This window comes from Heyndrickxia ginsengihumi (assembly GCF_011008565.1).
In the GTDB taxonomy this organism is placed as follows: Bacteria; Bacillota; Bacilli; order Bacillales; family Bacillaceae_C; genus Weizmannia; species Weizmannia ginsengihumi.
In genome coordinates this window covers 1-25,404 of sequence record NZ_JAAIWK010000002.1, presented here as the reverse complement: position 1 = coordinate 25,404, position 25,404 = coordinate 1, and the positions used below count along the sequence as shown (strand labels likewise).

The window sequence follows — 25,404 nt, the reverse complement described above, 5'->3', positions numbered from 1 at the left end:
TTAAACCGTTTATCTTGTCCGAGAAACTGTAAAGGAATACTCGTTAATTAGGAGGATTAGTGAATGTTAGAGTTCGATACAAATTTAGACTCTTTAGCAACTATAAAAGTTATTGGTGTAGGCGGAGGAGGAAATAACGCTGTAAATCGCATGATCGAACATGATGTTCAAGGTGTTGAATTTATTGCCGTTAATACAGATGCGCAAGCACTGAACCTCTCAAAAGCTGAAATTAAAATGCAAATTGGCGGAAAGCTAACTAGAGGACTTGGCGCTGGCGCAAATCCTGAAGTAGGAAAAAAAGCTGCCGAAGAAAGTAAAGAACAGATTGAAGAAGCATTAAGAGGTGCTGATATGGTATTTGTTACCGCTGGAATGGGTGGCGGAACAGGTACAGGTGCAGCTCCAGTTATTGCTCAAATTGCAAGAGAACTAGGTGCCTTAACTGTTGGGGTTGTAACAAGACCTTTTACATTTGAAGGAAGAAAACGCGCGACACAGGCTGCTGGCGGTATTAGTGCAATGAAAGAAGCCGTTGACACACTGATTGTGATTCCGAATGATCGATTGTTAGAAATCGTTGATAAGAGTACACCTATGCTTGAAGCTTTTCGTGAAGCCGATAATGTTTTACGTCAAGGTGTGCAAGGTATCTCTGATTTAATTGCGGTTCCTGGTTTAATTAACCTTGACTTTGCAGATGTGAAAACGATCATGACAAATAAAGGATCTGCTCTTATGGGAATTGGCGTTGCTTCTGGGGAAAATCGTGCTGCAGAAGCTGCGAAAAAAGCAATTTCTTCGCCACTTCTTGAAACATCCATTGATGGTGCTCAAGGTGTGCTAATGAATATTACAGGAAGTACAAATTTAAGTTTATATGAAGTTCAAGAGGCTGCTGATATTGTTGCATCAGCATCTGACCAAGAAGTAAATATGATCTTTGGTTCTGTCATTAATGAAAACTTAAAAGATGAAATTGTTGTGACGGTTATTGCTACAGGTTTTAAAGAAGAAGCTGGACAAGTGAAACAGCCGCAACGTCCTTCTTTTGGACAACCAAAACCATCTATGTCACAACAAGTACCGAAGAGAGAACCAAAACGAGAAGAAGTACAACAACCTGAACCAAGCCATACAGTACAATATACTGAAGATGCGCTTGACATTCCTACGTTTTTAAGAAATCGCAATCGTAGAAATCGTTAAGCAGCAGTGAAGTGCAAATAAAAAGATCTTTCTATCAATCGATAGAAAGATCTTTTTATTTACACTTAAACTAGACGATTATACATTAGACAAATTTCGAATGAAAATATGAAAAGTTTTATCATTCTCCATACAAAAACTGACAGTATTTAAAAATAAGATTCGATATACTAGCCATACATAAAACATTATCTATTTATTTAGCATTATTTCAAAGGAAACATTTAATGTTATTTAATGATGCTTGTTCATAATTCTTCTTTTGGGGGGATGTGTTTGGTTGTATATACAGATGTGATCTGGCTCCTTAACTTTTTAGTCGATAGTATGCTTCTATGGCTGACAAGCATTGCTTTAAAACGCTCGGTTCGTGTGTGGAGAATGATTTTAGGCGGATTTATCGGCTCCTGTTTAATCATCATGAGTTTTACCTCTTCATTAGCATATTACGCTGGGAATCCATTTATGAAACTAACATTTTCAATTTTTATGGTTTACTCTGTATTTGGTTTTAAAAGATGGCGGTATTTTTTTTCAAACCTATTAACGTTTTATTTCGTAACATTTTTAATGGGCGGTATTTTAATTGGTGTTCATTACTTTATTCAATTTGATTTTGGAATGCAGGCAAATGTCTTGCAGGCAAAAGTGAGAGGTTTCGGTGATCCAATAAGTTGGATGTTTATTGTGATCGGTTTTCCTTTAGCATGGTATTTCTCAAAACAAAGAATTAATGGAATTGAGATGACAAAAATCCAATATGATCAGTTAGTAAATGTTGAGGTACGAATCAATGACTCTGTTTTGTTATTGAAGGGATTAGTAGATAGCGGCAATCAATTATACGATCCAATATCTAAGTCGCCAGTAATGTTTATTTCAACGAAAGCAGTACAAGATAACATCCCTTCAGAAATTATGATGGCTGCAAGTGATCCAGAAAAAGTTTTTGATAATACGATAGAGTTAAGTACTAACTGGAGCGACAGAATTCGTTTTATCCCGGCAAAGACAGTCGGAAAGCAACAGCTTCTCATTGCTTATAAACCCGATTCAATAAGGATTTATAATGATCACGGATCATGGCAAGTAAATAAAGCGCTCATTTCATTTACAAGTGAAACATTATCAAGTGATGACTTGTTTAATTGTATCGTTCATCCAAAAATGATGACGAGCATTCAAAATCAAACAGCTTCATAGACTAAAAATCTGTCCACATTGGTGGCAAGATGGAGGCGTGTAAATGAAAAAATTATGGTTTAAACTATCATTTTGGTGGTACAAATTATTATTTAAACTCGGCATTAAAGCAGATGAAGTATATTATATTGGTGGCAATGAGGCATTACCACCTCCATTATCTAAAGAAGAAGAAGCCATTCTTTTAGAAAAGCTTCCAAAAGGAGATCAAGCAGCACGCTCACTTTTAATTGAAAGAAACCTAAGGCTTGTTGTTTATATCGCACGTAAGTTTGAAAATACTGGCATAAATATTGAAGATTTAATTAGCATTGGAACTATTGGGCTAATTAAAGCAGTGAATACGTTTAATCCCGAGAAAAATATTAAATTAGCCACATATGCATCTAGATGTATTGAAAATGAAATTCTAATGTATTTAAGGCGGAATAATAAATTACGGTCAGAAGTCTCATTCGATGAGCCTTTGAATATTGATTGGGATGGCAATGAATTATTGTTATCTGATGTACTAGGGACAGATGATGATATTATTACGAAAGATTTAGAAGCAAATGTAGATAAAAAATTACTCTATAATGCTTTACATCAATTGTCTGATCGTGAAAAGAAAATTATGGAAATGCGTTTTGGACTTCATGGGGAAGAGGAAAAAACCCAAAAAGATGTTGCAGACATGCTTGGCATTTCACAGTCCTATATTTCAAGGCTGGAAAAAAGAATTATTAAAAGACTTAAGAAAGAATTTGATAAAATGGTTTAAAAAATTTTTTGGTATAGAAAAACCTTATATACCAATGTTTTTGTATTCTTCCAATTGATTTCCAACATTTTTATGTGTGCATAATTTTCCTTCCAAAGGAGATACTGTTTTTTGTACAGCAGCTCCTGATTGGAGGGAAAAGATTTGAAGCGTAATAAAGTGGAAATATGTGGTGTTGATACATCCAAACTCCCTGTTTTAAAAAACGAGGAGATGAGAGAACTTTTAAAACAAATGCATGCCGGAGATTTATCAGCAAGAGACAAATTAATTAATGGCAACTTGCGACTTGTATTAAGTGTCATTCAACGCTTTAATAACCGTGGAGAATATGTGGACGACCTTTTCCAAGTTGGCTGCATCGGACTAATGAAATCTATTGATAATTTTGATTTGAATCAGAATGTACGTTTTTCAACTTATGCCGTACCGATGATCATCGGAGAAATCCGAAGATATTTACGAGATAATAATCCAATCAGAGTCTCAAGATCGTTACGAGACATCGCTTATAAAGCACTACAGGTAAGAGAAAAGTTAATGGGTTCAACTTCAAAAGAGCCAACAACCGATGAAATTGCCAAAGAGTTAGATATTCCACACGAAGATATTGTTTTTGCACTGGATGCCATCCAAGACCCTGTTTCTTTATTTGAGCCTATTTATAATGATGGTGGAGATCCGATTTATGTAATGGATCAAGTAAGCGATGAAAAGAATAAAGATACACAATGGATAGAGGAAATCGCTCTTCAAGAAGGACTACGACGCTTGAATGAACGCGAAAAAATGATTATTAGAAAAAGATTCTTTCAAGGAAAAACACAAATGGAAGTTGCTGAAGAAATTGGAATATCGCAAGCCCAAGTTTCAAGATTGGAGAAAGCAGCAATTAAACAGATGAATAAAAATATTCAATGAGTGAGTCTGAAGACTGTAGACAACTCCTTAAAAAGGGGAGTAACTACAGTCTCTTTATTTTTGACACTTGGAAGAGGTTTTCGCCCCGGTGGGTTCCCCGTCGACGCGCTCATCTCGCAGAAGGCTCTCCCCTAACCTCAATAACACCATTCTGGATGTTTTCAGAATTTCAATGGTAAAAACAAATAATGAAGCATACACTGTTATCGTATAAGTAAATTGAAATGAGGATCAAAATTTATCCATGATGTATGGATGAGGTTAGAGAGGGGAAAATATGATTCGAATTTCTGATTTTCAAATAAAAGATGTTGTGAGTGTTTCAGATGGCAGGAAATTAGGGAATGTTGTAGATATTGATATAAATTTAGATATTGGTAAAGTTGAAAGTATTGTCGTTGGCGGTGGGTCTGGCAAAGTGTTTGGTTTATTTGGAAAGGAAGAGGAAATTGTTGTTCCTTGGAGTAATATCGTTAAAATTGGAACGGATGTCATATTAGTGCGTTTTAAAGAATCTTCTTATATTCAACAGCAAATACAGGAACCAAAAAAATAGATAGCGTTTGATTGTTTTTTCTTTTTCAAAGATAAAGGGTTGTGCACTTGATATGACAACAACTGAAAGAACCATCACTTTATAAATGATACGGTAAACATCGCTATAAAATAAAAGAATCGGCATTTGCCGATTCTTTATTAACGATATACTTTAATTTTTACTTTCTTTGAACCCCAATCGATTGCTTTGCTTTTTTTAGAGATGAAAACATCGATATGATTTCCTTTAATACCGCTGCCTTTATCGCCAGCTACCGCTGTTCCATAACCAGGAACATAAACTTTAGAACCAAGAGGAATCACTTTAGGATCAACGGAGATGACTTTTGCGCTCGGATGTTTTTTCAAGTTAATGCCTGTTGAAGTGATTCCGCTACAACCACCGCAGCTTGCTGTATACGCAGTAGCTTTAACAGATATTACACGATAAGAGTTCGAACTAGACGATACTTTACCACTTTTACTTGAGCTAGTTTGTAATGTTAATTTTTGATTTACTTTAATGAAATCTGATTTAAGATGATTCCATTTTTTTATTTGCGACACTGTAACGTGATTTTTCTTAGCAATTTTAGATAATGTGTCACCGGCTTTTACTTTATAAGTTTTCGTGGCAGCAAACGTTGCATGACTAATTCCGAAAAATAAAATAAAAACTGTAAGGATCGACATACTTAATTTTTTCAATATATTAACCCCACTTATATTTGAAATTGTTGATTATAGATTACCAGTTTTATATAACAAATTCGTAACAACTGGATATTAAATATATTACAAATAGATTTCAACAAGAATAACAAGATTAAATACTTCATATAATGATAGTTTCTTCATTTTATTTGCTCTGAATATTCATCTATATCGCGATTATGTAAATAAAGATTAGGCTAGAAATATCCAACTTTTGTAGGAATAACGGTTTTTCTTGAGAAATAGTCTGCATACTAAAAAAAAACTGTTATAATGATACAAAAAGGCTTTATTATAAGGAGCGGTCACTATGTTCGAACCGTTTAAAAAGGTAAATGATTATTGTTATTTCATTGATTGGAAATTAGACAGTCAATATCAAATAGTTTCTGGCTTTACTACGAAACACGGCGGTGTCAGCCAATCTTTTAATGGGAGTCTCAATTTAGCCTTTCATGTTCATGATAAACTTGAGCATGTTCAAGACAATCGAAAAATATTAGCCGCTCAGCTTGATTTTCCAATAAATACGTGGGTTGGAGCAGAACAAACCCATGAAGATGTTATTCAAAAAATAGTAGAACAAGATAAAGGAAAAGGGGCACTTGAGTATGAGACAAGTTTTGCTCATACGGATGGCTTGTATTCTGATGATCAAAATATTTTGTTAACACTTGCTTTTGCCGACTGTGTTCCGCTTTATTTTATAGCTCCCCGCTATAATCGTGTAGGAATTGCACATGCTGGCTGGAAAGGGACTGCAAAAGGAATAGGATATAAAATGATAGATAAATGGGTAAAAGACGGTATATCTACAGATGAGATTTATGCTGTAATTGGCCCTTCAATTTGTAAAAACTGCTACACAGTGGATGATCGTGTCATTGATGCGATGAAACCATGGATGCAGGAAAATTTACCATATATAGAAAAAACTACTGGACAATATGATCTAGATTTAAGAGAATTAAATAAAATTATTCTAATGAAATCAGGTTTGCGAAGAGAACATATCCAAGTAACAACTTTATGTACGAGCTGTCAAGAACAGGAATTCTTCTCCCATCGTCGCGATATGGGCAAAACTGGACGAATGCTTGGCTTTATTGGCATGAAAGGAGAAAATACAAAATGAAAGTTGCAGAAAATCTTGCGTTCATTCATGAACAAATAGAGAGTGCTTGTTTACGGGCAAATAGAGATCCGAAAGAAATAAAAATTATTGCAGTAACGAAGTATGTTACGACAGAACGGGCAGCAGAAGCGCTTGATGCAGGTATTATTCACTTAGGAGAAAATCGTGATGACGGTTTACTAGCCAAATACGAGAAACTAGGTAATAAGCCAGTATGGCATTTTATCGGAACGCTACAATCTAAAAAAGTAAAAAATATTATTGATAAAGTGAGTTATATTCATTCTCTTGACAGGATGAGTCTTGCAGAAGAAATTGAAAAAAGAGCAGAGCAGCGTATGAAATGTTTTGTTCAAGTAAATGTTTCTGGGGAGCAGTCAAAACACGGCATGGAGCCTGAAAAAGTTAAGCAATTTATTGAAGACCTAAAAACATTTTCACATATAGAAATTGTAGGATTAATGACGATGGCACCGCTGACAGAAGATAAAGAAATCATTCGTCGGACATTTCGAGAATTAAAGAGATTACAAGAGGAAATAGAAGCAATGCAATTGACATATGCACCTTGTCATGAATTATCGATGGGGATGTCAAATGATTTTACGATTGCTATTGAAGAAGGTTCGACATTTGTACGAATTGGTACAGCACTTGTCGGTTCATAAAATATAGGCGGAGGTGTTAAAAATGGGTTTGAAAACAAAATTTAAATCGTTTTTTTTACTAGATGATGAATATGAAGAAGTGGAAGAAGAGATGATGGATAAGGAATACGAACAGCAAGAATATGAGCCGCAGCAAACGAAACAAGCAAAACCTACAAAACAAAATGTTGTAAGTTTACAAAGTGTACAAAAATCAGCAAAAATGATCCTTGTTGAACCAAGAGTATATGCTGATGCCCAAGAAATTGCCGATCATTTAAAAAATAGACGAGCAGTCGTTGTGAATTTACAAAGTATTTCCCATGATCAAGCAAAACGAATCGTAGATTTTCTAAGCGGGACGGTTTACGCAATAGCTGGCGATATTCAAAGAGTAGGCAGTAATATTTTTCTATGTACACCTGACAATGTTGAAGTATCTGGGAAAATTTCTGATTACATACAGGAACAAGATCTTAATGATTCGAGGTGGTCTTAAGTAGATGGGTATGATCTTACATCTATTGTTAACTTTAATTCAATTATACTCCTATGTGATAATTATTTATGTGTTTCTTTCTTGGTTTAATATTAGAGATTCTGCGGTCGGTCAATTTTTAGCAAGACTAGCGGAGCCATATTTAGAGCAATTTCGTCGTATCATTCCCCCGCTTGGAATGATTGATATTTCTCCAATCGTTGCATTAATTGTTTTAGAATTGGCAAGTTACGGACTTAAAACTCTATTCTCTTGGTTTATGTAATCATCAACAAAAAATTGAATCACGTTGTAAAAGAGGCTGGGACAAAGTTCAAAAGTGGTTAGCTAAAGACGAACATTGCACAGTTCAGCTCTGGAAATTGACGCAGACTCCTGCGGGAGAATAGGCATCGGTGAGACCCCGCAGTGCATGAGCACGAGGAGGCTCACCAGCCGCCTGTGGAAAGCGAAGTATATTTCTGGAGCGGGGTTGAAGCGCAATATTTCGGGTTTTCTTTCGTTAATATACTTTTTTGTCCCAGCTTCTTCAATTTTAGTTGTAAAAAGGAGCTCATATGGATACGATCTATCAACATTTTCGCCCTGATGAAAAAGAGTTTATCGATCAGGTGCTTAGTTGGAAACAATTTGTAGAAGATACATATGCACCAAAATTAACAGATTTCCTTGATCCACGCATGCAGCAGATTGTAGAAACGATAATCGGTACAAATTCTGACATTCGGCTAGCATCATTTGGAGGATATCTTGATGCTGAGAGAAAAAGAATGTTGCTATATCCTGATTACTTCCAGCCTAATGATGATGATTTTCATCTTACTCTATTTGAAATTCAGTATCCGTCTAAATTTGTTACGATCGCACATAACCATGTGCTAGGATCATTAATGTCTCTGGGAGTTAAACGTGAAAAATATGGGGATATTTTAATTCATGACGAGCGAATACAATTTTTTATTACAAATGAAATGTCGGAATATGTAAAATTAGAATTTAAACAAATTGGCAAGACAACAATCCAGCTAATCGAAAAAGATATGAATGACGTTATTTCTACACGAGAAGAATGGAAAGAGGCTATAACGACAGTCAGTTCACTGCGTTTGGATGCTATTCTTTCTGCAATCTACTCAATTTCTAGGCAGAAAACACAAATGCTGATCAACCGTGGATATGTAAAAGTAAATTGGAAAGTGATTGAGGATCCTTCTTTCCAATGTCAAGAAGGAGATTATTTTTCAGTTAGGGGCTATGGGAGAAGTAAACTGATGTCATTAGAAGGGAAAACAAAAAAAGAAAAATGGAGAATTACGACAGGAATTTTAAAATAATTTGATTTATTAGCAGGAATTTCTTAAAAAATCGTCGAAATTCGTTATAATAAAATGGTATAGTATAAATAAACATACAAAATACGGCAAAAAAATTTTGGAGGTGGCTGCATGCCTTTAACGCCATTAGATATACATAACAAGGAATTTAGCAAAGGTTTTCGTGGATATGATGAGGATGAAGTTAACGAGTTTCTTAATCAATTAATAAAAGATTATGAAATGATTATCCGTGAAAAAAAAGGTTTGGAAGAACAAGTTGCAACATTAACGGAGCGATTAGGTCATTTTAATTCAATTGAAGAAACATTAAATAAATCTATTGTTGTAGCACAAGAAGCAGCTGAAGAAGTCAAAGGAAATGCACAGAAAGAAGCAAAGCTTATTATTCGTGAAGCAGAGAAAAATGCGGATCGCATTGTAAATGAGGCGCTTTCGAAAGCACGTAAAATCGCTTTAGAAATCGAAGAACTAAAGAAACAGTCAAAAGTATTTAGAACAAGATTTAAAATGCTTGTTGAAGCTCAATTAGATCTTTTAAACAGTGATGACTGGGATCGGCTGATGGAATTTGAAGTTGATGCTACTGATTTAAACTTAAATTTAGAAGAAGAAGTAAATTAATATTGACGAACACAAAAAAATTCACATATAATGGAATACATTAAAACGATCAATTTCATACGTAAAAACGATGATAGGGCAGTAAAGTTATGAATACTCTTTTTCAGCGAGCCAAGGATAGTGGAAGCTTGGTAAAGACCATAACTTGAATATCCCCCTTGAGTTCTTGCTTTGAACGCCGTATGGTTAGTAAATAAAAGCGGGTTATTCACGATACGAATGTTAAGCGGACATAATGATGTATGTCTATTAGGGTGGTACCGCGGGAGAACCTCTCGTCCCTTCTTCAGGGATGAAGAGGTTTTTTTTATTATATATTGGCAAGAATGAAGGTAGAAAATTCAAAATTATATTCGTGATTTCAGGAGGATCAATATGGATTACAAAGAAACACTATTAATGCCAAAAACAGACTTCCCGATGCGTGGAAATCTTCCAAAAAGAGAACCAGAAATTCAAGCAAAATGGGAAGATATGAATATTTATGAAAAAGTGCAAAAAAGAACAGAAGGTAGACCACTTTTCGTTTTACATGACGGACCTCCATACGCAAATGGTGATCTTCATATGGGGCACGCTTTAAATAAAACATTAAAAGATTTTATTAATCGCTATAAATCAATGACAGGCTATCATGCGCCATATGTACCTGGTTGGGATACACATGGTCTCCCTATTGAGCAAGCATTGACAAATAAAGGCGTTAAAAGAAAAGAAATGTCAATTGCCGAATTTAGAAAACTATGTGCTGAGTATGCTTACGAGCAAGTTGATCGCCAGCGAAAAGAATTTAAACGTTTAGGTGTTCGTGCTGATTGGGAAAATCCTTATTTAACATTGAAACCTGAATATGAGGCTGAGCAAATTAAAGTATTTGGTGAAATGGCGAAGAAGGGTTACATTTACAAAGGGTTAAAACCTGTTTATTGGTCTCCATCTAGTGAATCTGCTCTTGCTGAAGCTGAAATTGAATATAAAGATAAAAAATCACCTTCTATTTATGTAGCATTTGATGTAAAAGATGGAAAAGGTGTATTAGATAGTAAAACAAAAATTATCATTTGGACAACAACTCCATGGACGATGCCGGCAAACCTTGGAATTAGCGTTCATCCGGATTTACAATATGTTGTTGTAAAAGCAAATGGCCAAAAATATGTTGTGGCCGAAGCATTATTAGAAGAAGTAAGTAAAGTATTAGAATGGGAGACAACTGAAAAAGTTAAAACAGTTAGCGGTAAAGAATTAGAGTATGTTATTGCAAAACATCCGTTTTATGATCGCGATTCTTTAGTTATGCTAGGAACTCATGTTACAACTGATTCTGGTACAGGTTGTGTCCATACTGCACCAGGACACGGGGAAGATGACTTTATTGTCGGGAAAAAATATGGTTTAGATGTATTATGTCCAGTTGATGATAAAGGTGTTTTAACAGCGGAAGCACCTGGATTTGAAGGACTATTTTATGATAAAGCAAATAAACCAATTACAGAAAAATTAGAAGAGGTAGGAGCATTATTAAAATTAAGCTTTATTACCCACTCATACCCACACGATTGGAGAACGAAAAAACCTGTTATTTTCCGTGCAACTGCACAATGGTTTGCTTCTATCGATATGTTTAGAACAGAGCTTTTAGAAGCAATTAAAGATGTTAAATGGACTCCATCATGGGGAGAAACACGGCTCTTTAATATGATCCGTGATCGTGGCGATTGGTGTATTTCAAGACAAAGAGCATGGGGAGTGCCAATTCCTGTATTTTATGCGGAAAATGGTGAACCAATTATTACGGAAGAAACGATCCAACATATTTCTAAGCTATTCCGTGAGCATGGTTCAAACGTATGGTTTGAAAGAGAAGCGAAAGATTTACTTCCAGAAGGATTTACACATCCTGCAAGCCCTAATGGCATTTTTACGAAGGAAACAGATATTATGGATGTATGGTTTGATTCTGGTTCTTCTCATCAAGCTGTTTTACATGGCAGAGATGAGCTGCAAAGACCTGCAGATTTATATTTAGAAGGTTCAGACCAATATCGCGGCTGGTTTAACTCTTCATTAATTACATCTGTTGCCGTAACTGGAAAAGCGCCTTATAAAGGAGTTCTAAGCCATGGTTTCACATTAGATGGCGAAGGGCGTAAAATGAGTAAATCACTAGGAAACACGATTGTTCCTGGAAAAGTTATAAATCAATTAGGTGCAGATATTATCCGCTTATGGGTAGCGTCAGTTGATTACCAAGCAGATGTCCGTGTTTCAAATGATATTTTGAAACAAGTTACTGAAGTCTACAGAAAAATTCGTAATACGTTCCGTTTCCTATTAGGAAATCTAAACGATTTTAATCCTGAACAGCATAAAATCGCATATCAAGATTTACGCGAAGTTGATCAATTTATGTTAGTTAAATTAAACAACTTAGTGAAGCATGTTCGTGATTCGTATGAAGCATATGAATTTTCATCCATTTACCATGCAGTCAATAATTTCTGTACAGTTGATTTGAGTTCGTTCTATCTTGATTTTGCGAAAGATGTTTTATACATCGAACTTGAAAATAATTTTGAACGTCGTGCAATGCAAACAGTCCTTTATGAGTGTCTTGTTACTTTAACAAAATTATTGTCACCTATTCTTTCCCATACAGCGGATGAAGTATGGAGCCATATTCCTGGAGTGACTGAAGAGAGCGTTCAGCTTACAGATATTCCAGAGTATAAGGAACTTCCAAATGCAGATACTTTAGAAACGAAATGGAATGCATTTTTAGATTTACGTGATGATGTTCTTAAAGCATTAGAAGTTGCTCGTAATGAAAAAGTTATCGGAAAATCTTTAACAGCGAAAGTAGCATTATACGTTAATGAAGAAACGAAACAATTATTAGATAGTATTACTGAAAGCAAGACCCAATTGTTTATCGTCTCAGATTTTGAAGTGGCTGGTACGTTAGAACAAGCACCTGAACAGGCATTACAACTTCAACATGCTGCAGTTGTAGTTGAAAAGGCTGAAGGGGAAACATGTGAACGTTGTTGGGTTGTGACTCCTGAAGTAGGGCACGATCATAACTATCCGACTTTATGTCCGCGCTGTGCTTCTGTAGTGGAAACATTAAATAAATAAAGATTAGCTTCTATTTAAATTTCAGAGGCCTGATATTCATTCTGATGAAAGCTGAGTACAGACTTAACTTTTAAAAGGAAGGATATCAGGTTTCTTTCTATTTATACTTGAATATTTTGTTACTTTTAGAAAACGTTACTCCTCAAGAAACGAGCGGAATCGGGAAGACTATTTGTAAAGATTTTTGGGGGGATCATAAATGAGTAAAAGTATAGAAGAACTTCTGAATGGATTACAAGAAGAGTTAAGCATATACGAAGCGAAAGACGAAACCGTTCAGCAGCTGATATATGAAGAATTAAAAGATATTGAACAAGCACTTATAAAATGTCAAAAAGGACAATATGGTGCATGTGAACAAACTGGAGATCCTCTTCCTGCTCATTGGTTGAAAGAAGTACCTACATTAAAATCCTCAAAAGATTGGAATACTATATGGTCATATGGGAAAGTTTCTGTCCCTTTTGATTATAGTACTTATTAGCTCTTACTTTCCCCTTATTCTTGTTTGTGCTAAAATGCTTAAGTAGCATATAGCCTTAATGGAGATATTTTTCATCTCCATTCATACATAAGATTGATGGGACGGGGGATTTATATTGTATTTGTTGTTGTACTATTTAATCACGTTAGTAGTTATTGCAATTGACCAATTAACGAAATGGTTGATTGTTAAAAACATGAATCTTGGTGATAGTATTACAGTTATTCCGCATTTCTTTTATATTACCTCTACTCGCAATACCGGAGCAGCATTTAGCATTTTAGAGGGACAAATGTGGCTTTTCTATGCCATTACGATTGTCGTTATTTTAGGAATCATTTATTACATACAAAAACATGCAAAATTTAAGTATTTGCTAGGAGTTAGTCTGGCATTAATTCTTGGAGGGGCAATAGGTAATTTCATTGATCGTCTTTTCCGTGGGGAAGTTGTTGACTTCGTACAGCTTCATTTCGTCCACTATGATTTTGCTATTTTTAATGTTGCAGATTCAAGCTTAACAATTGGTGTTATCCTATTATTTATTTTTGTCTTAATGGATGATCGAAAATCAAAGGAGTAATCTATGGAAACAATTCAGCATATTATCAGCGAAAGTGAAGTAAATGAACGTCTTGATAAAGTCATTTCATCATTGCAGGAAGAATGTTCAAGATCTCAAGTTCAGCAGTGGATTAAGGAAAAAAAAGTTACAGTGAACGGAAAACATGAAAAGGCAAATTATCGTTGTGTTTTAAACGATCAAATTTATATAGAAATTCCAGAGCCTGAAGTTCTTGATGTCCAGCCAGAAAATATGGATCTTGACATATATTATGAAGATGCTGATGTGTTAGTCGTAAATAAACCTAAAGGCATGGTTGTGCATCCTTCTCATGGACATATGACAGGAACTTTAGTGAATGGATTAATGTTTCACTGTAAAGATTTGTCAGGCATTAACGGAGTGCTAAGACCGGGAATTGTTCATCGTATTGATAAAGATACGTCAGGATTATTAATGGTTGCAAAAAATGATTTAGCACATGAAAAACTAGCGCAACAATTAAAAGATAAAACGGTAACGAGAAAGTATTACGCATTAGTTCATGGGGTGATTCCACATGAGGTAGGAACGATTGATGCACCGATCGGTCGCGATCCAGATGATCGGCAGCGGATGGCAGTTGTTGACAACGGAAAACCTGCAATTACTCATTTTAGCGTAATAGAACGTTTAAATAATTATACATTAGTTGAATGTCAATTAGAAACAGGACGTACACATCAAATTCGCGTTCATATGAAATACATTGGATTTCCGCTAGTAGGAGATCCTAAATATGGACCGAAAAAAACCCTTTCAATTGGGGGACAAGCGTTGCATGCTGGTTTATTAGGCTTTACACATCCACGTACAAATCAGTATCTTGAATTTGAGGCACCATTGCCTAAAGAGTACGAGGAACTGTTAAATCAATTACGTAAAATATAATAAAATAAATATTGACAAATTGTGCGGGAAAGTTTATCTTTAAATTAACTTCATAAGCCTTTTAAAAGCAGTCCTGTGAGGCTGGCAAGGGAGCGTATATAAACATGGTATATAATAACCTTCTTGCCTCTTGGTAAGAAGGTTTATTTTTAGAGGTGAAAAAATGGTACAGAAAGCAATTGTAATGGATGATACGATGATCCGTAGAGCATTAACACGGATTGCACATGAAATTATTGAGCGAAATAAAGGCATTGAAGATACAACTCTTGTTGGCATTAAAACACGCGGAATCTTTTTAGCAGAGCGTCTTGCGGAGCGGATTGAACAAATTGAAGGTCGTTCAATTGAAGTTGGGGAAATAGACATTACTTTATACCGTGATGATCTTAGCGAAAAAACAAATGATGGTGAGCCGGAAGTGAAAGGTGCAACATTGCCTTCCTCTGTTACAAATCGTAAGGTCATTCTTGTCGATGATGTTCTTTATACGGGAAGAACTGTTCGTGCTGCGATGGATGCTCTAATGGATAGCGGAAGACCAAGTCAAATTCAGCTGGCAGTATTAGTTGATAGAGGCCATCGTGAATTACCAATTCGTGCTGATTTTATTGGGAAAAATATTCCGACATCGCAATCTGAAAGAATCGTTGTTCAATTAACAGATGTCGATGGCCGTGATCAAGTAAGTATACACGAAGATGAATAAATCCTTTTAATAAGCAGTCCAGAGAGGCTGACAAAGGATGGGTGGCTTCATTAAGCCCTCTTTGTCAGCCTCTATGACAAAGAGGGCTTTTTATTTAAGGTCATAAACATATGAATAACACCTTTTAAGCGAGGTCCAGAGAGGCCTAAAAGGGTGTCATGATAATGGTATCAGCATATGCCGATCAATCTTTCATGCACCCTGAATCATCCAGGGTGCATTTTTTTATGGTCCTACGAAAAAAGTGTAAAAAGTAAAAATAGCTGCAAAGTAAATGAATGGAGATGGTATTGATGAAACATTTCTTATCTATTTCAGATATGAACACGACTGAAATCATGGAGCTATTACAAGAAGCGGATACATTTTCAAGAGGAGAACAATGGAAGACAACAGAGCCTGTTTTCGTTGCAAATCTATTTTATGAACCAAGTACAAGGACAAAATGCAGCTTTGAAATTGCAGAAAGAAGATTGGGACTCGAATTATTACCTTTTGAAATTGGCAACTCAAGTGTGCTTAAAGGCGAGACCTTATATGATACGATTAAAACTTTGCAGTCTATTGGTGTTAAGCTTGCAGTTATTAGACATAAGCAAGACCACTATTATGAACAGCTTATAAATCATGTTGATCTCTCAATTGTGAATGGCGGAGATGGGAGCGGTCAGCATCCAAGCCAATGCCTATTAGATTTACTAACAATTAAGCAAGAATTTGGCTATTTTAATGGCCTAAATGTTTTAATCGTCGGCGATATTGTTCATAGCCGGGTGGCCCGTTCAAATTACGAAGCATTGCGGAAACTTGGTGCAAATGTGAAGTTTTCCGGACCAAGAGATTGGTTTGATCCAACATTCCTGCAAACAGATTATATAGAAATAAATCAGGGGATTAAGGAGGCAGATGTCGTGATGCTCCTAAGAATCCAGCATGAGAGACATGAACAATCAGCGCAATTTTCAAAGGCTGACTACCATATTCAATACGGATTAACACTAGAAAGAGAACAACAAATGAAACAAGGAAGCATTATCATGCACCCTGGTCCAGTTAATAGAGATGTGGAAATTGCCAGCGAATTAGTAGAAGGAAAGCGTTCAAGAATTTTTAAACAAATGGAAAATGGCGTTTTTGCTCGTATGGCAATATTAAAGACAATTTTACAAAACGAAAAGGTGGTTTGTTAAATGAATTGGCTTATTAAAAATGGAAGTTTAATAGATAAGGAAAATCGTCTTATAAAAAAAGATATTCGCATCCATAATGGAAAAATTAAAGAGATTGGTGAGCATTTAAGCGAGCATGGTGAAGACATGATCGATGCAAGTAATCTTGTTGTCTTACCTGGGCTCATTGATCTTCATTCACATTTAAGAGAACCGGGATTTGAGCATAAAGAAACGATTGAAACAGGTACTTTAGCGGCAGCGAGGGGAGGATTTACAACCATTGCAGCGATGCCGAATACAAAGCCAGTAATGGATCGACCTGAACGGTTAAAACAATTTTTTGAACGAATGAATGAAACAGCATATGTTCGTGTACTTCCATATGCGGCTATTACAAAAGATCAACAAGGAAAAGAATTAACAGACTTTCCAAGCTTAAAAACAGCAGGAGCTTTTGCCTTTACAGATGATGGTATTGGTGTACAAGAAGCAGATCAAATGTTAGAAGCGATGAAAAGAGCTGCCTCCATAAACATGGCTGTTGTTGCTCATTGTGAAGACAATTCCCTCATACATGGCGGAGCAGTACACGACGGGGAATTCGCGAAAAAGCACGACCTAAAAGGAATTCCCTCACTAGCAGAATCTGTACAAATTGCACGAGATGTATTGCTTTCCGAAGCAACGGGCTGTCATTATCATGTTTGTCATATTAGTACAAAAGAATCGGTTAGAGTTGTTCGTGATGCAAAAAAAGCAGGTATAAAAGTTACGGCTGAAGTAACGCCACATCATTTACTTTTATGTGAAGATGATATTCCGGCAGTTGATACGAATTATAAAATGAATCCGCCATTACGGGCAAAGGCTGACAGAGCTGCGCTCATAGAAGGTTTACTAGATGGAACAATTGATTTTATAGCTACAGATCATGCGCCACATACTGAAGAAGAAAAAGCAAAGGATATGATGAAAGCTCCTTTTGGGATTGTTGGTTTTGAAACAGCCTTTCCTTTACTTTATACCGAGTTTGTTAAAAAGGAAATGTTTACATTCGAGCAACTAGTAGATTGGTTGACAGTCAAACCTGCAAAAGCATTCGGATTACCATATGGAACAATTGAAATTGGCAAAGAAGCCGATATTGTATTAGTGGATCTTAACGAGAAAAAAGCAATTGATCGAGATTCATTTGTTTCAAAAGGAAAGAATACTCCGTTTCATGGTTGGGAATGCAGCGGCTGGCCAGTAGCCACGTTTGTCGCAGGGGAATTAAAGTGGAGAGAGGAGCTGTTAGTAAAATGAAAAGACAACTAATATTAGAAGATGGTTCGGTTTTTGTTGGAGAAGGATTTGGCAGTGAACATGTAACAGAAGGAGAAATTGTTTTTACGACAGGCATGACAGGGTATCAGGAAACGCTGACAGATCCTTCTTTTTATGGACAAATCGTCACTTTCACCTATCCTTTAATTGGAAATTATGGAATAAATGAAGATGACTTTGAAGCAACATGTCCATATATAAAAGGAGTTGTTGTGAAAGAATGGGCAAATTTCCCGTCTAATTGGCGCAGTTCATTATCACTTGATGAATTTTTGAAAAAGTACAATATTCCTGGTATTTCAAGTATAGACACTAGAAAACTGACAAGAAAAATTCGTGAGTTCGGCACATTGAAGGCAGCGATTTGCGACGAACATTCAGATCCTTCTGAAATAGTTGAAAGCTTGAAAGCAAGACAGTTTCAAATCGATGCAGTTGCACAAGTTTCAACAAAAGTTTGCGAAGAAATAGCAGGATCCGGGAAGCACATTGTCTTAGTTGATTTTGGGGCAAAGAAAAATATTGTGGCAGAATTAGTAAAAAGAAACTGTAAAGTAACAATCGTTCCGTTTCAAACATCCGCAACTGAAATTCTCGCACTAAAGCCTGATGGCGTGATGCTTTCAAATGGACCTGGTAATCCGAAAGATGTGTCATGTGCCATTCCTATGATTCAAAGTCTATTAGGAAAGATTCCTTTATTTGGCATTTGTCTTGGCCATCAATTATTCGCACTTGCATGCGGAGCTGACACTTTTAAATTAAAATTTGGTCACCGCGGTGCAAACCATCCTGTACAAAGTGTGGAGACAGGAAAAACAGTTATGACGGCACAAAATCATGGTTATGCGGTCAATGAACAAACTTTGAAAGGAACGGGGCTCATTGTGACCGAACGGGCTTTAAATGATGGCACGATTGAAGGATTAGCACATACGGTATATCCAGCATTTACAGTGCAATATCATCCGGAAGCATCTCCTGGACCACATGATTCAAATCCATTATTTGATCAATTCCTATACTTAATTGAGGAACATACTAAGGAGGAAACCAACTATGCCAAAACGCACTGATATACATAAAATTTTAGTTATCGGATCAGGTCCGATTATTATTGGTCAAGCAGCGGAGTTTGATTATGCTGGTACACAAGCATGTTTAGCGTTAAAAGAAGAAGGATATAAAGTTGTGCTTGTCAATTCCAATCCGGCAACGATTATGACGGATACAGAAATTGCAGACAAAGTATATATTGAACCACTAACATGTGAATTTGTTAGTCAAATAATTCGGAACGAAAGACCTGATGCCATCCTCCCTACTTTAGGAGGGCAAACAGGCTTAAATATTGCGATGGAACTGGCAAAAACAGGCATTTTAGAAGAGTACGGGGTAGAAGTATTAGGTACTAATCTTGCAGCAATTGAGCAAGCGGAAGATCGTGAAGCATTTCGTGATTTGATGAAACAAATTGAGGAACCAGTTCCCGTAAGCACAATCATTCATTCTCTTGAAGAAGCGTATCAGTTTGTAAGTGAACAAGGTTACCCGATTATCGTTCGTCCTGCCTATACTTTAGGTGGAACAGGCGGAGGAATCTGTAAATCGGAAGAGGAACTGATCGACATCGTTACAAATGGTTTAAGACAGAGTCCTGTTCATCAATGCTTGTTAGAAAAAAGCATTGCCGGTTTTAAAGAAATTGAATATGAAGTGATGCGAGATGGAGAAGATCATGCGATTGTTGTGTGCAATATGGAAAATATCGATCCTGTCGGCGTTCATACAGGCGATTCCATTGTTGTCGCTCCAAGCCAAACGTTAAGTGATAAAGAGTACCAAATGTTAAGGAATGTCTCATTAAAGATTATTCGTGCATTAGGCATTGAAGGTGGATGTAATGTTCAGCTTGCATTAGATCCTAATAGCTTTGACTACTATGTCATTGAAGTGAATCCGCGTGTCAGTCGTTCATCTGCCCTCGCTTCAAAAGCAACTGGTTACCCGATTGCAAAATTATCTGCAAAAATTGCTGTCGGCTTAACGCTTGCTGAAATGAAAAATCCAGTTACAGGAACAACCTTTGCGAATTTCGAGCCATCGTTAGACTATGTTGTCACGAAAATTCCACGCTTTCCTTTTGATAAATTCGAGCAAGCCTATCGAAGACTTGGCACACAAATGAAAGCAACAGGAGAAGTGATGGCAATTGGACGGAATTTTGAAGAATCAATTTTAAAAGCCATTCGCTCACTTGAAATCGGCATCTCCCATTTTGAACTGTTAGATGCAGATCAAATTGATGGTCATTTGCTAGAAAAGCGAATTAGAAATGCTGGCGATGAAAGAATCTTTTATATTGCTGAAGCGTTAAGAAGAGGAATCACAATCGAGCAAATTCATGACTGGAGTAAAATCGATCTTTTCTATTTATATAAAATAAATAATATTATTCAATTTGAAACACGACTGCAAACCTCTCCTTGGAATGAAGAAGTCGTGAAACATGCGAAAAAACTGGGATTTGCAGATGCAACAATCGCGAAGCTATGGGATACGGATGAAAAAACGGTTTATGATTGGAGAAAAGAACGTAGCTTACAGCCAGTTTATAAAATGGTTGACACGTGTGCAGCAGAGTTTGCCTCCGAAACGCCATATTACTATGGAACTTATGAAGACGAAAATGAGTCAATCCGCACGAAACGCAAAAGTATTATTGTGCTAGGTTCAGGACCAATTAGAATCGGACAGGGAATTGAATTTGATTATGCAACTGTGCATGCAGTTTGGGCGATCCAAGAAGCAGGATATGAGGCGATTATTATCAATAATAATCCAGAGACGGTATCAACAGATTTTAGTATATCTGACAAACTATATTTTGAACCGTTGACGATCGAAGATGTAATGCATATTGTCGATTTGGAGAAACCTGAAGGAGTCGTTGTACAATTTGGCGGGCAAACGGCAATTAATCTTGCAGAGCAATTAACAGAGCGCGGTGTTCAAATTCTCGGAACCTCACTTGAAAGTCTTGAACGTGCAGAAGATCGTCATAAGTTTGAAGAAGCATTAAATAAATTGCAAATTGCAAGACCATTAGGAAAAACAGCGACATCTGTTGAAGAAGCGATCATCATTGCCCAGGAAATTGGTTATCCTGTGCTCGTCCGTCCATCTTTTGTACTAGGTGGAAGGGCAATGGAAATTGTCTATCAGGAAAGTGATCTCCATCAATATATGAAGCATGCCGTAAAAGTAAGTCCGAATCAGCCGGTTTTGATTGACCGTTATATAACTGGAAATGAATTTGAAGTGGATGTCATCGCTGACGGAACGGATGTTCTTGTTCCGGGCATTGTTGAACATATTGAACGTGCCGGTGTTCACTCAGGGGACTCAATTGCTGTATATCCGCCGCAAAGATTATCGTTAAAACTAAAAGAAAAGATGTTTGACTATATTAAGAAACTAGCAAAAGAATTACAAATTGTCGGTCTTATGAACATTCAATTCATTGTATCCAACGATGAGCTATATGTAATCGAAGTAAATCCGCGTTCAAGTAGAACGGTACCGTTTTTAAGTAAAATCACTGATGTACCAATGGCGAAACTGGCCACAAAAGTAATCTTAGGTCATTCATTGCAAAGTTTAGGATTCGGTACAGGACTAAAGCCTGAAAAAGATGAAGTTTTTGTTAAAGTACCTGTCTTCTCATTTGCGAAGTTAAAAAGAGTAGAGCCAACTTTAGGACCGGAAATGAAGTCGACTGGGGAAGTAATGGGGAAAGATCGTACCTTTGAAAAAGCTCTTTACAAAGGATTGCTTGGAGCTGGCACAGCATTAAAGCAATATGGAAAGATTTTATTTACTATTGCGGATAAAGATAAACATGAAGCATTGCAATTAGCACAAAGATTTAAAGCAATTGGTTTCACATTATTAGCTACGACAGGAACGGCCCAATATTTTAGCCAATTTGGCTTAGATGTAGAAGTGATCGATAAAATCGGTGGCGGCGAAAAAACAATACTAGATAGTATCCGTGATGGAGATGTACAATTTGTGATCAACACAATGACAAAGGGGCAGCAATATGAACGGGACGGCTTTCAAATTCGCCGTGAGGCAGTCGAAAGTGGTATCCCATGTTTAACATCACTTGATACGGTAGCAGCCATGCTCTCAATTTTAGAGTCTATGAGTTTCTCTATTCAACCAATGATTACAGCGAGTAAGCAGGTGACTTTTTCATGATAAAAGATCAAATGACCGTGATGAGTCATTCGAATGTTGCGACGAATATTTACGAAATGGTATTAGCGGGAGAATTAGTTAAGCTTATTTCAAACCCTGGACAATTCATCCATATTCGTGTTCGCAATGATGTTTCTCCATTGCTGCGTAGACCAATTAGCATTGCTTCTGTTGAAAAACAAAACAATCAAATAACCATTCTTTATCGTGCAGAAGGAAAAGGAACAAAACAACTAGCGAATATTCAAGTGGGAGAGACAGTAGATGTCATTGGACCGCTCGGAAATGGCTTTCCTACTGATGAATTGAAAACAGGACAACGCGCACTATTAGTAGGTGGGGGAATTGGTGTCCCCCCTTTATATGAATTATCAAAGCAGCTTACTAAACAGGGGATTGAAGTACATCATGTTCTAGGTTTTCAATCAGCTGAGCAAGCATTTTATCTGGAACAATTTAATGAAATCGCACCGACATTTATTGCAACTGCAGATGGATCTATCGGTACAGCAGGTTTTGTAACAGATTTCCTTGCAAGTGATGATTGGACATTTGACTGTATTTACGCTTGTGGTCCCACGGCGATGCTAAAAGCACTTCAGGAAAAATATAAACATATTCGCGGATTTGTATCATTGGAAAATCGAATGGCTTGCGGAATTGGGGCATGTTTTGCCTGTGTATGTCATTTAGCAGATGATCCTGATGGAAGTACTTATCGGAAAATATGCAGTGATGGACCAGTATTTGAGATGGGAGCGGTTGTACTATGAACATAAAAGTTGAACTGCCAGGATTATCATTAAAAAATCCAATCATGCCTGCTTCTGGATGCTTTGGCTTTGGTCGAGAGTATGCTCAATTTTATGACCTTAGTGAATTGGGAGCAATTATGATAAAAGCAACGACATATGAAGCGAGATTCGGCAATCCCACTCCTAGAGTAGCCGAAACAGATTCAGGAATGCTTAATGCGATCGGCCTGCAAAATCCGGGTTTAGAAGCAGTCTTAACGAAAGAATTGCCATGGTTGGCCCAATATGATGTACCGATCATTGCGAATATTGCTGGGTCGACAGTTCAGGATTATCTCCATGTTGCTGAAAGTATTTCAGAAGCCCCAAATGTACATGCGCTGGAACTGAACATTTCCTGTCCTAACGTTAAATCAGGAGGAATAGCTTTCGGAACAAATGCAGCAATGGCATATGAATTAACAACAAAGGTAAAAGAGGTTTCCTCTGTCCCTGTTTATGTGAAGCTATCCCCAAATGTAACCAATATTGTGGAAATTGCAAAGGCGGTTGAAGCTGGTGGTGCTGATGGTTTAACAATGATTAATACTTTAGTAGGGATGAGACTTGATTTGCGAACTGGAAGACCAATATTGGCAAATGGAACAGGTGGTTTATCAGGTCCTGCCATTAAACCTGTTGCCATTCGGATGGTTCACGAAGTTAGCCAGCATGTAAATATTCCAATTATTGGCATGGGGGGGATCCAGTCTGTTGAGGATGTAATAGAGTTTTTATATGCCGGAGCAAGTGCGGTTGCTGTAGGAACAGCAAATTTCGTCGATCCATATATCTGTCCGCAAATAATAGAACAATTGCCTAAAAAATTGGCAGAACTCGGATTTGAAAATATTTCTGAAGCAGTTGGAAGGAGTCATACATTATATGTTTAAACCGATCATCGCTCTTGATTTTTCAAGCTGGCCAGAAGCAAAGCGTTTTTTATCATTATTTGATAGTGAATCTCTCTATGTTAAAGTTGGAATGGAGCTGTTTTATCAAACAGGGCCTAAAGTAATCGAAGAATTAAAAGAAATGGGACATGATATTTTTTTAGATTTAAAGTTACATGACATCCCCAATACGGTTCATAAGGCAATGAAAGGGTTAGCGCAATTAGATGTCAATATGGTTAATGTTCACGCAGCTGGAGGATTAGAAATGATGGAGGCTGCAGTTTCAGGACTTAATGAAGGGACGAAACAAGGGAAGGAACGACCGCTTATTATCGCTGTCACACAACTAACAAGTACATCTGAAGAGCAAATGCAAAAGGAACAAGGAATTAAAGGTTCTTTAAAGGATTCAGTTCTACGTTATGCTGCACTTGCACATCAAGCAGGATTAGATGGTGTTGTTTGTTCGGCTTTAGAAGCTTGCGAAATTCGTAATCATATTGGTTCGCAATTTTTAAGTATTACTCCAGGCATTCGTTTTGCCGGCGATGAGCTTTCTGATCAAAAACGGGTCGTTACACCAGCGTTAGCAAAGGAGTATGGTTCTTCTGCAATTGTTGTTGGCCGATCAATTACAAAAGCAGCTGATCCTTATCAAGCATATCGAAAAATGAAACAACTATGGGAGGCATAATGAAATGGAAAAATATATAGCTGGACAATTACTAGATATTGAAGCAGTTTTTTTAAGACCGAAAGAACCGTTCACATGGTCTTCAGGTTTAAAATCACCGATTTATTGCGATAATCGTATTACATTATCATATCCTAACTTGCGAAAAGAAATTGCGATTGGCTTGAAAAAGTTAATTGAACAACATTTTCCTGAAGCAGAATTAATTGCTGGTACTGCAACAGCCGGAATTGCACATGCAGCATTCGTTAGTGATCTTATGAATTTGCCGATGTGCTATGTCCGTTCAAGTGCAAAAAAGCACGGAAAAGGGAATCAAATAGAGGGTAGAATATCAAGCGGCCAGCAAGTAGTCGTTGTTGAAGATTTAATTTCAACAGGGGGAAGTGTCCTAACTGTAGTTAATGCGTTAAAAGAGGCGGGATGCAACGTGCTCGGTGTTGTAGCAATTTTTAATTATCAGTTAGAGGCAGCCAGACAGAACTTTGAACAAAAAGGTGTAGAAGCATATACATTATCAAATTACTCTGCATTATTAGAGGTCGGATTAGAGAAACAGCTGATACTTGAAGAAGAATTGGAAACTTTACATAACTGGCGGAAAGAACCTGAAAATTGGGGGATATAAAATAAAAAGGCTGGGAAAAAGTATATTAACTAAAGAAAACCTGAATATTGCGCTCCAACCCCGCTCCGGAAATATACTTCGCTTTCCGCGGGCGGCTGGTGAGCCTCCTCGTGCTAATGCATGAAGTGACCCCAAAAAGTTAGACACATTTATTTCATTAGATAGCTAAGGTTTGAACTCGGTATTGCACAGGGCTCAAGCCTTTTAGTTTTGTCT

Annotated in this window: 25 protein-coding genes and 1 other annotated feature; of the genes, 24 read left to right on the top strand and 1 reads right to left on the bottom strand. The window is 36.8% G+C overall.

Annotated features, from left to right (window positions below):
- The first annotated feature begins 63 nt into the window (after nt 1–63).
- The 5 genes from ftsZ (at nt 64) to G4D61_RS01520 (ending at nt 4,652) form a co-directional block, all read left to right on the top strand.
- Complete coding sequence (ftsZ, locus tag G4D61_RS01540; RefSeq protein ID WP_025728814.1) at nt 64–1,209, top strand: cell division protein FtsZ; 1,146 nt, start codon at nt 64–66, stop codon at nt 1,207–1,209.
- A gap of 270 nt (nt 1,210–1,479) precedes the next feature.
- A complete protein-coding gene (gene spoIIGA / locus G4D61_RS01535) occupies nt 1,480–2,412 on the top strand; it encodes a sigma-E processing peptidase SpoIIGA (protein ID WP_205603184.1) in 933 nt (310 codons plus the stop codon).
- Between the two features lie 43 nt (nt 2,413–2,455).
- Nucleotides 2,456–3,175 (top strand): RNA polymerase sporulation sigma factor SigE, encoded by a 720-nt coding sequence (gene sigE, locus G4D61_RS01530; RefSeq protein WP_025728811.1) that lies wholly within the window; start codon nt 2,456–2,458, stop codon nt 3,173–3,175.
- A 144-nt stretch (nt 3,176–3,319) separates the two neighbouring features.
- Entirely contained in the window at nt 3,320–4,096 is a 777-nt protein-coding gene (gene sigG / locus G4D61_RS01525) for an RNA polymerase sporulation sigma factor SigG (protein ID WP_025728810.1), read from the top strand.
- Between the two features lie 277 nt (nt 4,097–4,373).
- A complete protein-coding gene (locus G4D61_RS01520; RefSeq protein WP_025728809.1) occupies nt 4,374–4,652 on the top strand; it encodes a YlmC/YmxH family sporulation protein in 279 nt (92 codons plus the stop codon).
- Between the two features lie 140 nt (nt 4,653–4,792).
- Here the strand turns inward: G4D61_RS01520 and G4D61_RS01515 are convergent, their stop codons facing one another.
- Nucleotides 4,793–5,341 (bottom strand): 3D domain-containing protein, encoded by a 549-nt coding sequence (locus G4D61_RS01515; protein ID WP_025728808.1) that lies wholly within the window; start codon nt 5,339–5,341, stop codon nt 4,793–4,795.
- A gap of 316 nt (nt 5,342–5,657) precedes the next feature.
- Here G4D61_RS01515 and pgeF point away from each other — a divergent pair, with 316 nt between their 5' ends.
- The 19 genes from pgeF (at nt 5,658) to pyrE (ending at nt 25,188) form a co-directional block, all read left to right on the top strand.
- Entirely contained in the window at nt 5,658–6,482 is an 825-nt protein-coding gene (gene pgeF / locus G4D61_RS01510) for a peptidoglycan editing factor PgeF (RefSeq protein ID WP_035353647.1), read from the top strand.
- The gene (locus G4D61_RS01505; RefSeq protein WP_025728805.1) at nt 6,479–7,150 is read left to right on the top strand and encodes a YggS family pyridoxal phosphate-dependent enzyme; all 672 of its coding nucleotides are present in this window, start codon (nt 6,479–6,481) and stop codon (nt 7,148–7,150) included. Before pgeF ends, G4D61_RS01505 begins: the two co-directional genes overlap by 4 nt.
- 22 nt (nt 7,151–7,172) lie before the next feature.
- Nucleotides 7,173–7,628, top strand: a complete 456-nt coding sequence (locus tag G4D61_RS01500) for a cell division protein SepF (RefSeq protein ID WP_025728803.1) — start codon at nt 7,173–7,175, stop codon at nt 7,626–7,628.
- A gap of 4 nt (nt 7,629–7,632) precedes the next feature.
- A complete protein-coding gene (locus tag G4D61_RS01495) occupies nt 7,633–7,893 on the top strand; it encodes a YggT family protein (RefSeq protein ID WP_025728801.1) in 261 nt (86 codons plus the stop codon).
- 292 nt (nt 7,894–8,185) lie between these two features.
- Nucleotides 8,186–8,962: a YlmH family RNA-binding protein gene (locus G4D61_RS01490; RefSeq protein WP_163173080.1), complete on the top strand. Its 777-nt coding sequence runs from the start codon at nt 8,186–8,188 to the stop codon at nt 8,960–8,962.
- Between the two features lie 111 nt (nt 8,963–9,073).
- The gene (locus G4D61_RS01485) at nt 9,074–9,586 is read left to right on the top strand and encodes a DivIVA domain-containing protein (protein WP_025728797.1); all 513 of its coding nucleotides are present in this window, start codon (nt 9,074–9,076) and stop codon (nt 9,584–9,586) included.
- A 61-nt stretch (nt 9,587–9,647) separates the two neighbouring features.
- Nucleotides 9,648–9,872 (top strand) — a binding site (T-box leader).
- Nucleotides 9,873–9,961: 89 nt separating this feature from the next.
- Nucleotides 9,962–12,724, top strand: coding sequence for an isoleucine--tRNA ligase (gene ileS / locus G4D61_RS01480; RefSeq protein ID WP_163173078.1), 2,763 nt, complete (start codon nt 9,962–9,964; stop codon nt 12,722–12,724).
- A 199-nt stretch (nt 12,725–12,923) separates the two neighbouring features.
- Nucleotides 12,924–13,208 (top strand): hypothetical protein, encoded by a 285-nt coding sequence (locus G4D61_RS01475; protein ID WP_025728793.1) that lies wholly within the window; start codon nt 12,924–12,926, stop codon nt 13,206–13,208.
- A gap of 124 nt (nt 13,209–13,332) precedes the next feature.
- Complete coding sequence (lspA, locus tag G4D61_RS01470) at nt 13,333–13,791, top strand: signal peptidase II (RefSeq protein WP_025728791.1); 459 nt, start codon at nt 13,333–13,335, stop codon at nt 13,789–13,791.
- Nucleotides 13,792–13,794: 3 nt separating this feature from the next.
- Nucleotides 13,795–14,703, top strand: a complete 909-nt coding sequence (locus tag G4D61_RS01465) for an RluA family pseudouridine synthase (protein WP_025728789.1) — start codon at nt 13,795–13,797, stop codon at nt 14,701–14,703.
- Between the two features lie 163 nt (nt 14,704–14,866).
- The gene (gene pyrR, locus G4D61_RS01460) at nt 14,867–15,412 is read left to right on the top strand and encodes a bifunctional pyr operon transcriptional regulator/uracil phosphoribosyltransferase PyrR (protein WP_025728787.1); all 546 of its coding nucleotides are present in this window, start codon (nt 14,867–14,869) and stop codon (nt 15,410–15,412) included.
- Between the two features lie 293 nt (nt 15,413–15,705).
- Nucleotides 15,706–16,602, top strand: a complete 897-nt coding sequence (locus tag G4D61_RS17970) for an aspartate carbamoyltransferase catalytic subunit (protein WP_025728785.1) — start codon at nt 15,706–15,708, stop codon at nt 16,600–16,602.
- The gene (gene pyrC / locus G4D61_RS17965; protein WP_205603183.1) at nt 16,603–17,889 is read left to right on the top strand and encodes a dihydroorotase; all 1,287 of its coding nucleotides are present in this window, start codon (nt 16,603–16,605) and stop codon (nt 17,887–17,889) included.
- Nucleotides 17,886–18,986: a carbamoyl phosphate synthase small subunit gene (locus G4D61_RS01450; protein ID WP_025728780.1), complete on the top strand. Its 1,101-nt coding sequence runs from the start codon at nt 17,886–17,888 to the stop codon at nt 18,984–18,986. Before pyrC ends, G4D61_RS01450 begins: the two co-directional genes overlap by 4 nt.
- Entirely contained in the window at nt 18,970–22,176 is a 3,207-nt protein-coding gene (gene carB, locus G4D61_RS01445; protein WP_025728778.1) for a carbamoyl-phosphate synthase large subunit, read from the top strand. Before G4D61_RS01450 ends, carB begins: the two co-directional genes overlap by 17 nt.
- Nucleotides 22,173–22,949, top strand: a complete 777-nt coding sequence (locus G4D61_RS01440; RefSeq protein ID WP_025728776.1) for a dihydroorotate dehydrogenase electron transfer subunit — start codon at nt 22,173–22,175, stop codon at nt 22,947–22,949. The genes carB and G4D61_RS01440 overlap by 4 nt, the downstream gene beginning before the upstream one ends.
- A 2-nt stretch (nt 22,950–22,951) precedes the next feature.
- A complete protein-coding gene (locus G4D61_RS01435) occupies nt 22,952–23,863 on the top strand; it encodes a dihydroorotate dehydrogenase (protein WP_025728774.1) in 912 nt (303 codons plus the stop codon).
- Nucleotides 23,856–24,560 carry an orotidine-5'-phosphate decarboxylase gene (gene pyrF / locus G4D61_RS01430; RefSeq protein WP_025728772.1) on the top strand — a complete coding sequence of 235 codons (705 nt, stop codon included), beginning with the start codon at nt 23,856–23,858 and terminating at the stop codon, nt 24,558–24,560. Before G4D61_RS01435 ends, pyrF begins: the two co-directional genes overlap by 8 nt.
- Before the next feature lie 4 nt (nt 24,561–24,564).
- Entirely contained in the window at nt 24,565–25,188 is a 624-nt protein-coding gene (pyrE, locus tag G4D61_RS01425) for an orotate phosphoribosyltransferase (protein WP_025728770.1), read from the top strand.
- The last annotated feature ends 216 nt before the right edge of the window (nt 25,189–25,404 follow it).

Bases quoted from the DNA above. Each gene is read 5' to 3' on its own strand.
- ftsZ (WP_025728814.1), top strand. From the start codon at position 64: ATGTTAGAGTTCGATACAAATTTAGACTCTTTAGCAACTATAAAAGTT.
- spoIIGA (WP_205603184.1), top strand. From the start codon at position 1,480: ATGTGTTTGGTTGTATATACAGATGTGATCTGGCTCCTTAACTTTTTA.
- sigE (WP_025728811.1), top strand. From the start codon at position 2,456: ATGAAAAAATTATGGTTTAAACTATCATTTTGGTGGTACAAATTATTA.
- G4D61_RS01520 (WP_025728809.1), top strand. From the start codon at position 4,374: ATGATTCGAATTTCTGATTTTCAAATAAAAGATGTTGTGAGTGTTTCA.
- pgeF (WP_035353647.1), top strand. From the start codon at position 5,658: ATGTTCGAACCGTTTAAAAAGGTAAATGATTATTGTTATTTCATTGAT.
- G4D61_RS01505 (WP_025728805.1), top strand. From the start codon at position 6,479: ATGAAAGTTGCAGAAAATCTTGCGTTCATTCATGAACAAATAGAGAGT.
- G4D61_RS01500 (WP_025728803.1), top strand. From the start codon at position 7,173: ATGGGTTTGAAAACAAAATTTAAATCGTTTTTTTTACTAGATGATGAA.
- G4D61_RS01495 (WP_025728801.1), top strand. From the start codon at position 7,633: ATGGGTATGATCTTACATCTATTGTTAACTTTAATTCAATTATACTCC.
- G4D61_RS01490 (WP_163173080.1), top strand. From the start codon at position 8,186: ATGGATACGATCTATCAACATTTTCGCCCTGATGAAAAAGAGTTTATC.
- G4D61_RS01485 (WP_025728797.1), top strand. From the start codon at position 9,074: ATGCCTTTAACGCCATTAGATATACATAACAAGGAATTTAGCAAAGGT.
- ileS (WP_163173078.1), top strand. From the start codon at position 9,962: ATGGATTACAAAGAAACACTATTAATGCCAAAAACAGACTTCCCGATG.
- G4D61_RS01475 (WP_025728793.1), top strand. From the start codon at position 12,924: ATGAGTAAAAGTATAGAAGAACTTCTGAATGGATTACAAGAAGAGTTA.
- G4D61_RS01465 (WP_025728789.1), top strand. From the start codon at position 13,795: ATGGAAACAATTCAGCATATTATCAGCGAAAGTGAAGTAAATGAACGT.
- pyrR (WP_025728787.1), top strand. From the start codon at position 14,867: ATGGTACAGAAAGCAATTGTAATGGATGATACGATGATCCGTAGAGCA.
- G4D61_RS17970 (WP_025728785.1), top strand. From the start codon at position 15,706: ATGAAACATTTCTTATCTATTTCAGATATGAACACGACTGAAATCATG.
- pyrC (WP_205603183.1), top strand. From the start codon at position 16,603: ATGAATTGGCTTATTAAAAATGGAAGTTTAATAGATAAGGAAAATCGT.
- G4D61_RS01450 (WP_025728780.1), top strand. From the start codon at position 17,886: ATGAAAAGACAACTAATATTAGAAGATGGTTCGGTTTTTGTTGGAGAA.
- carB (WP_025728778.1), top strand. From the start codon at position 18,970: ATGCCAAAACGCACTGATATACATAAAATTTTAGTTATCGGATCAGGT.
- G4D61_RS01440 (WP_025728776.1), top strand. From the start codon at position 22,173: ATGATAAAAGATCAAATGACCGTGATGAGTCATTCGAATGTTGCGACG.
- pyrF (WP_025728772.1), top strand. From the start codon at position 23,856: ATGTTTAAACCGATCATCGCTCTTGATTTTTCAAGCTGGCCAGAAGCA.
- pyrE (WP_025728770.1), top strand. From the start codon at position 24,565: ATGGAAAAATATATAGCTGGACAATTACTAGATATTGAAGCAGTTTTT.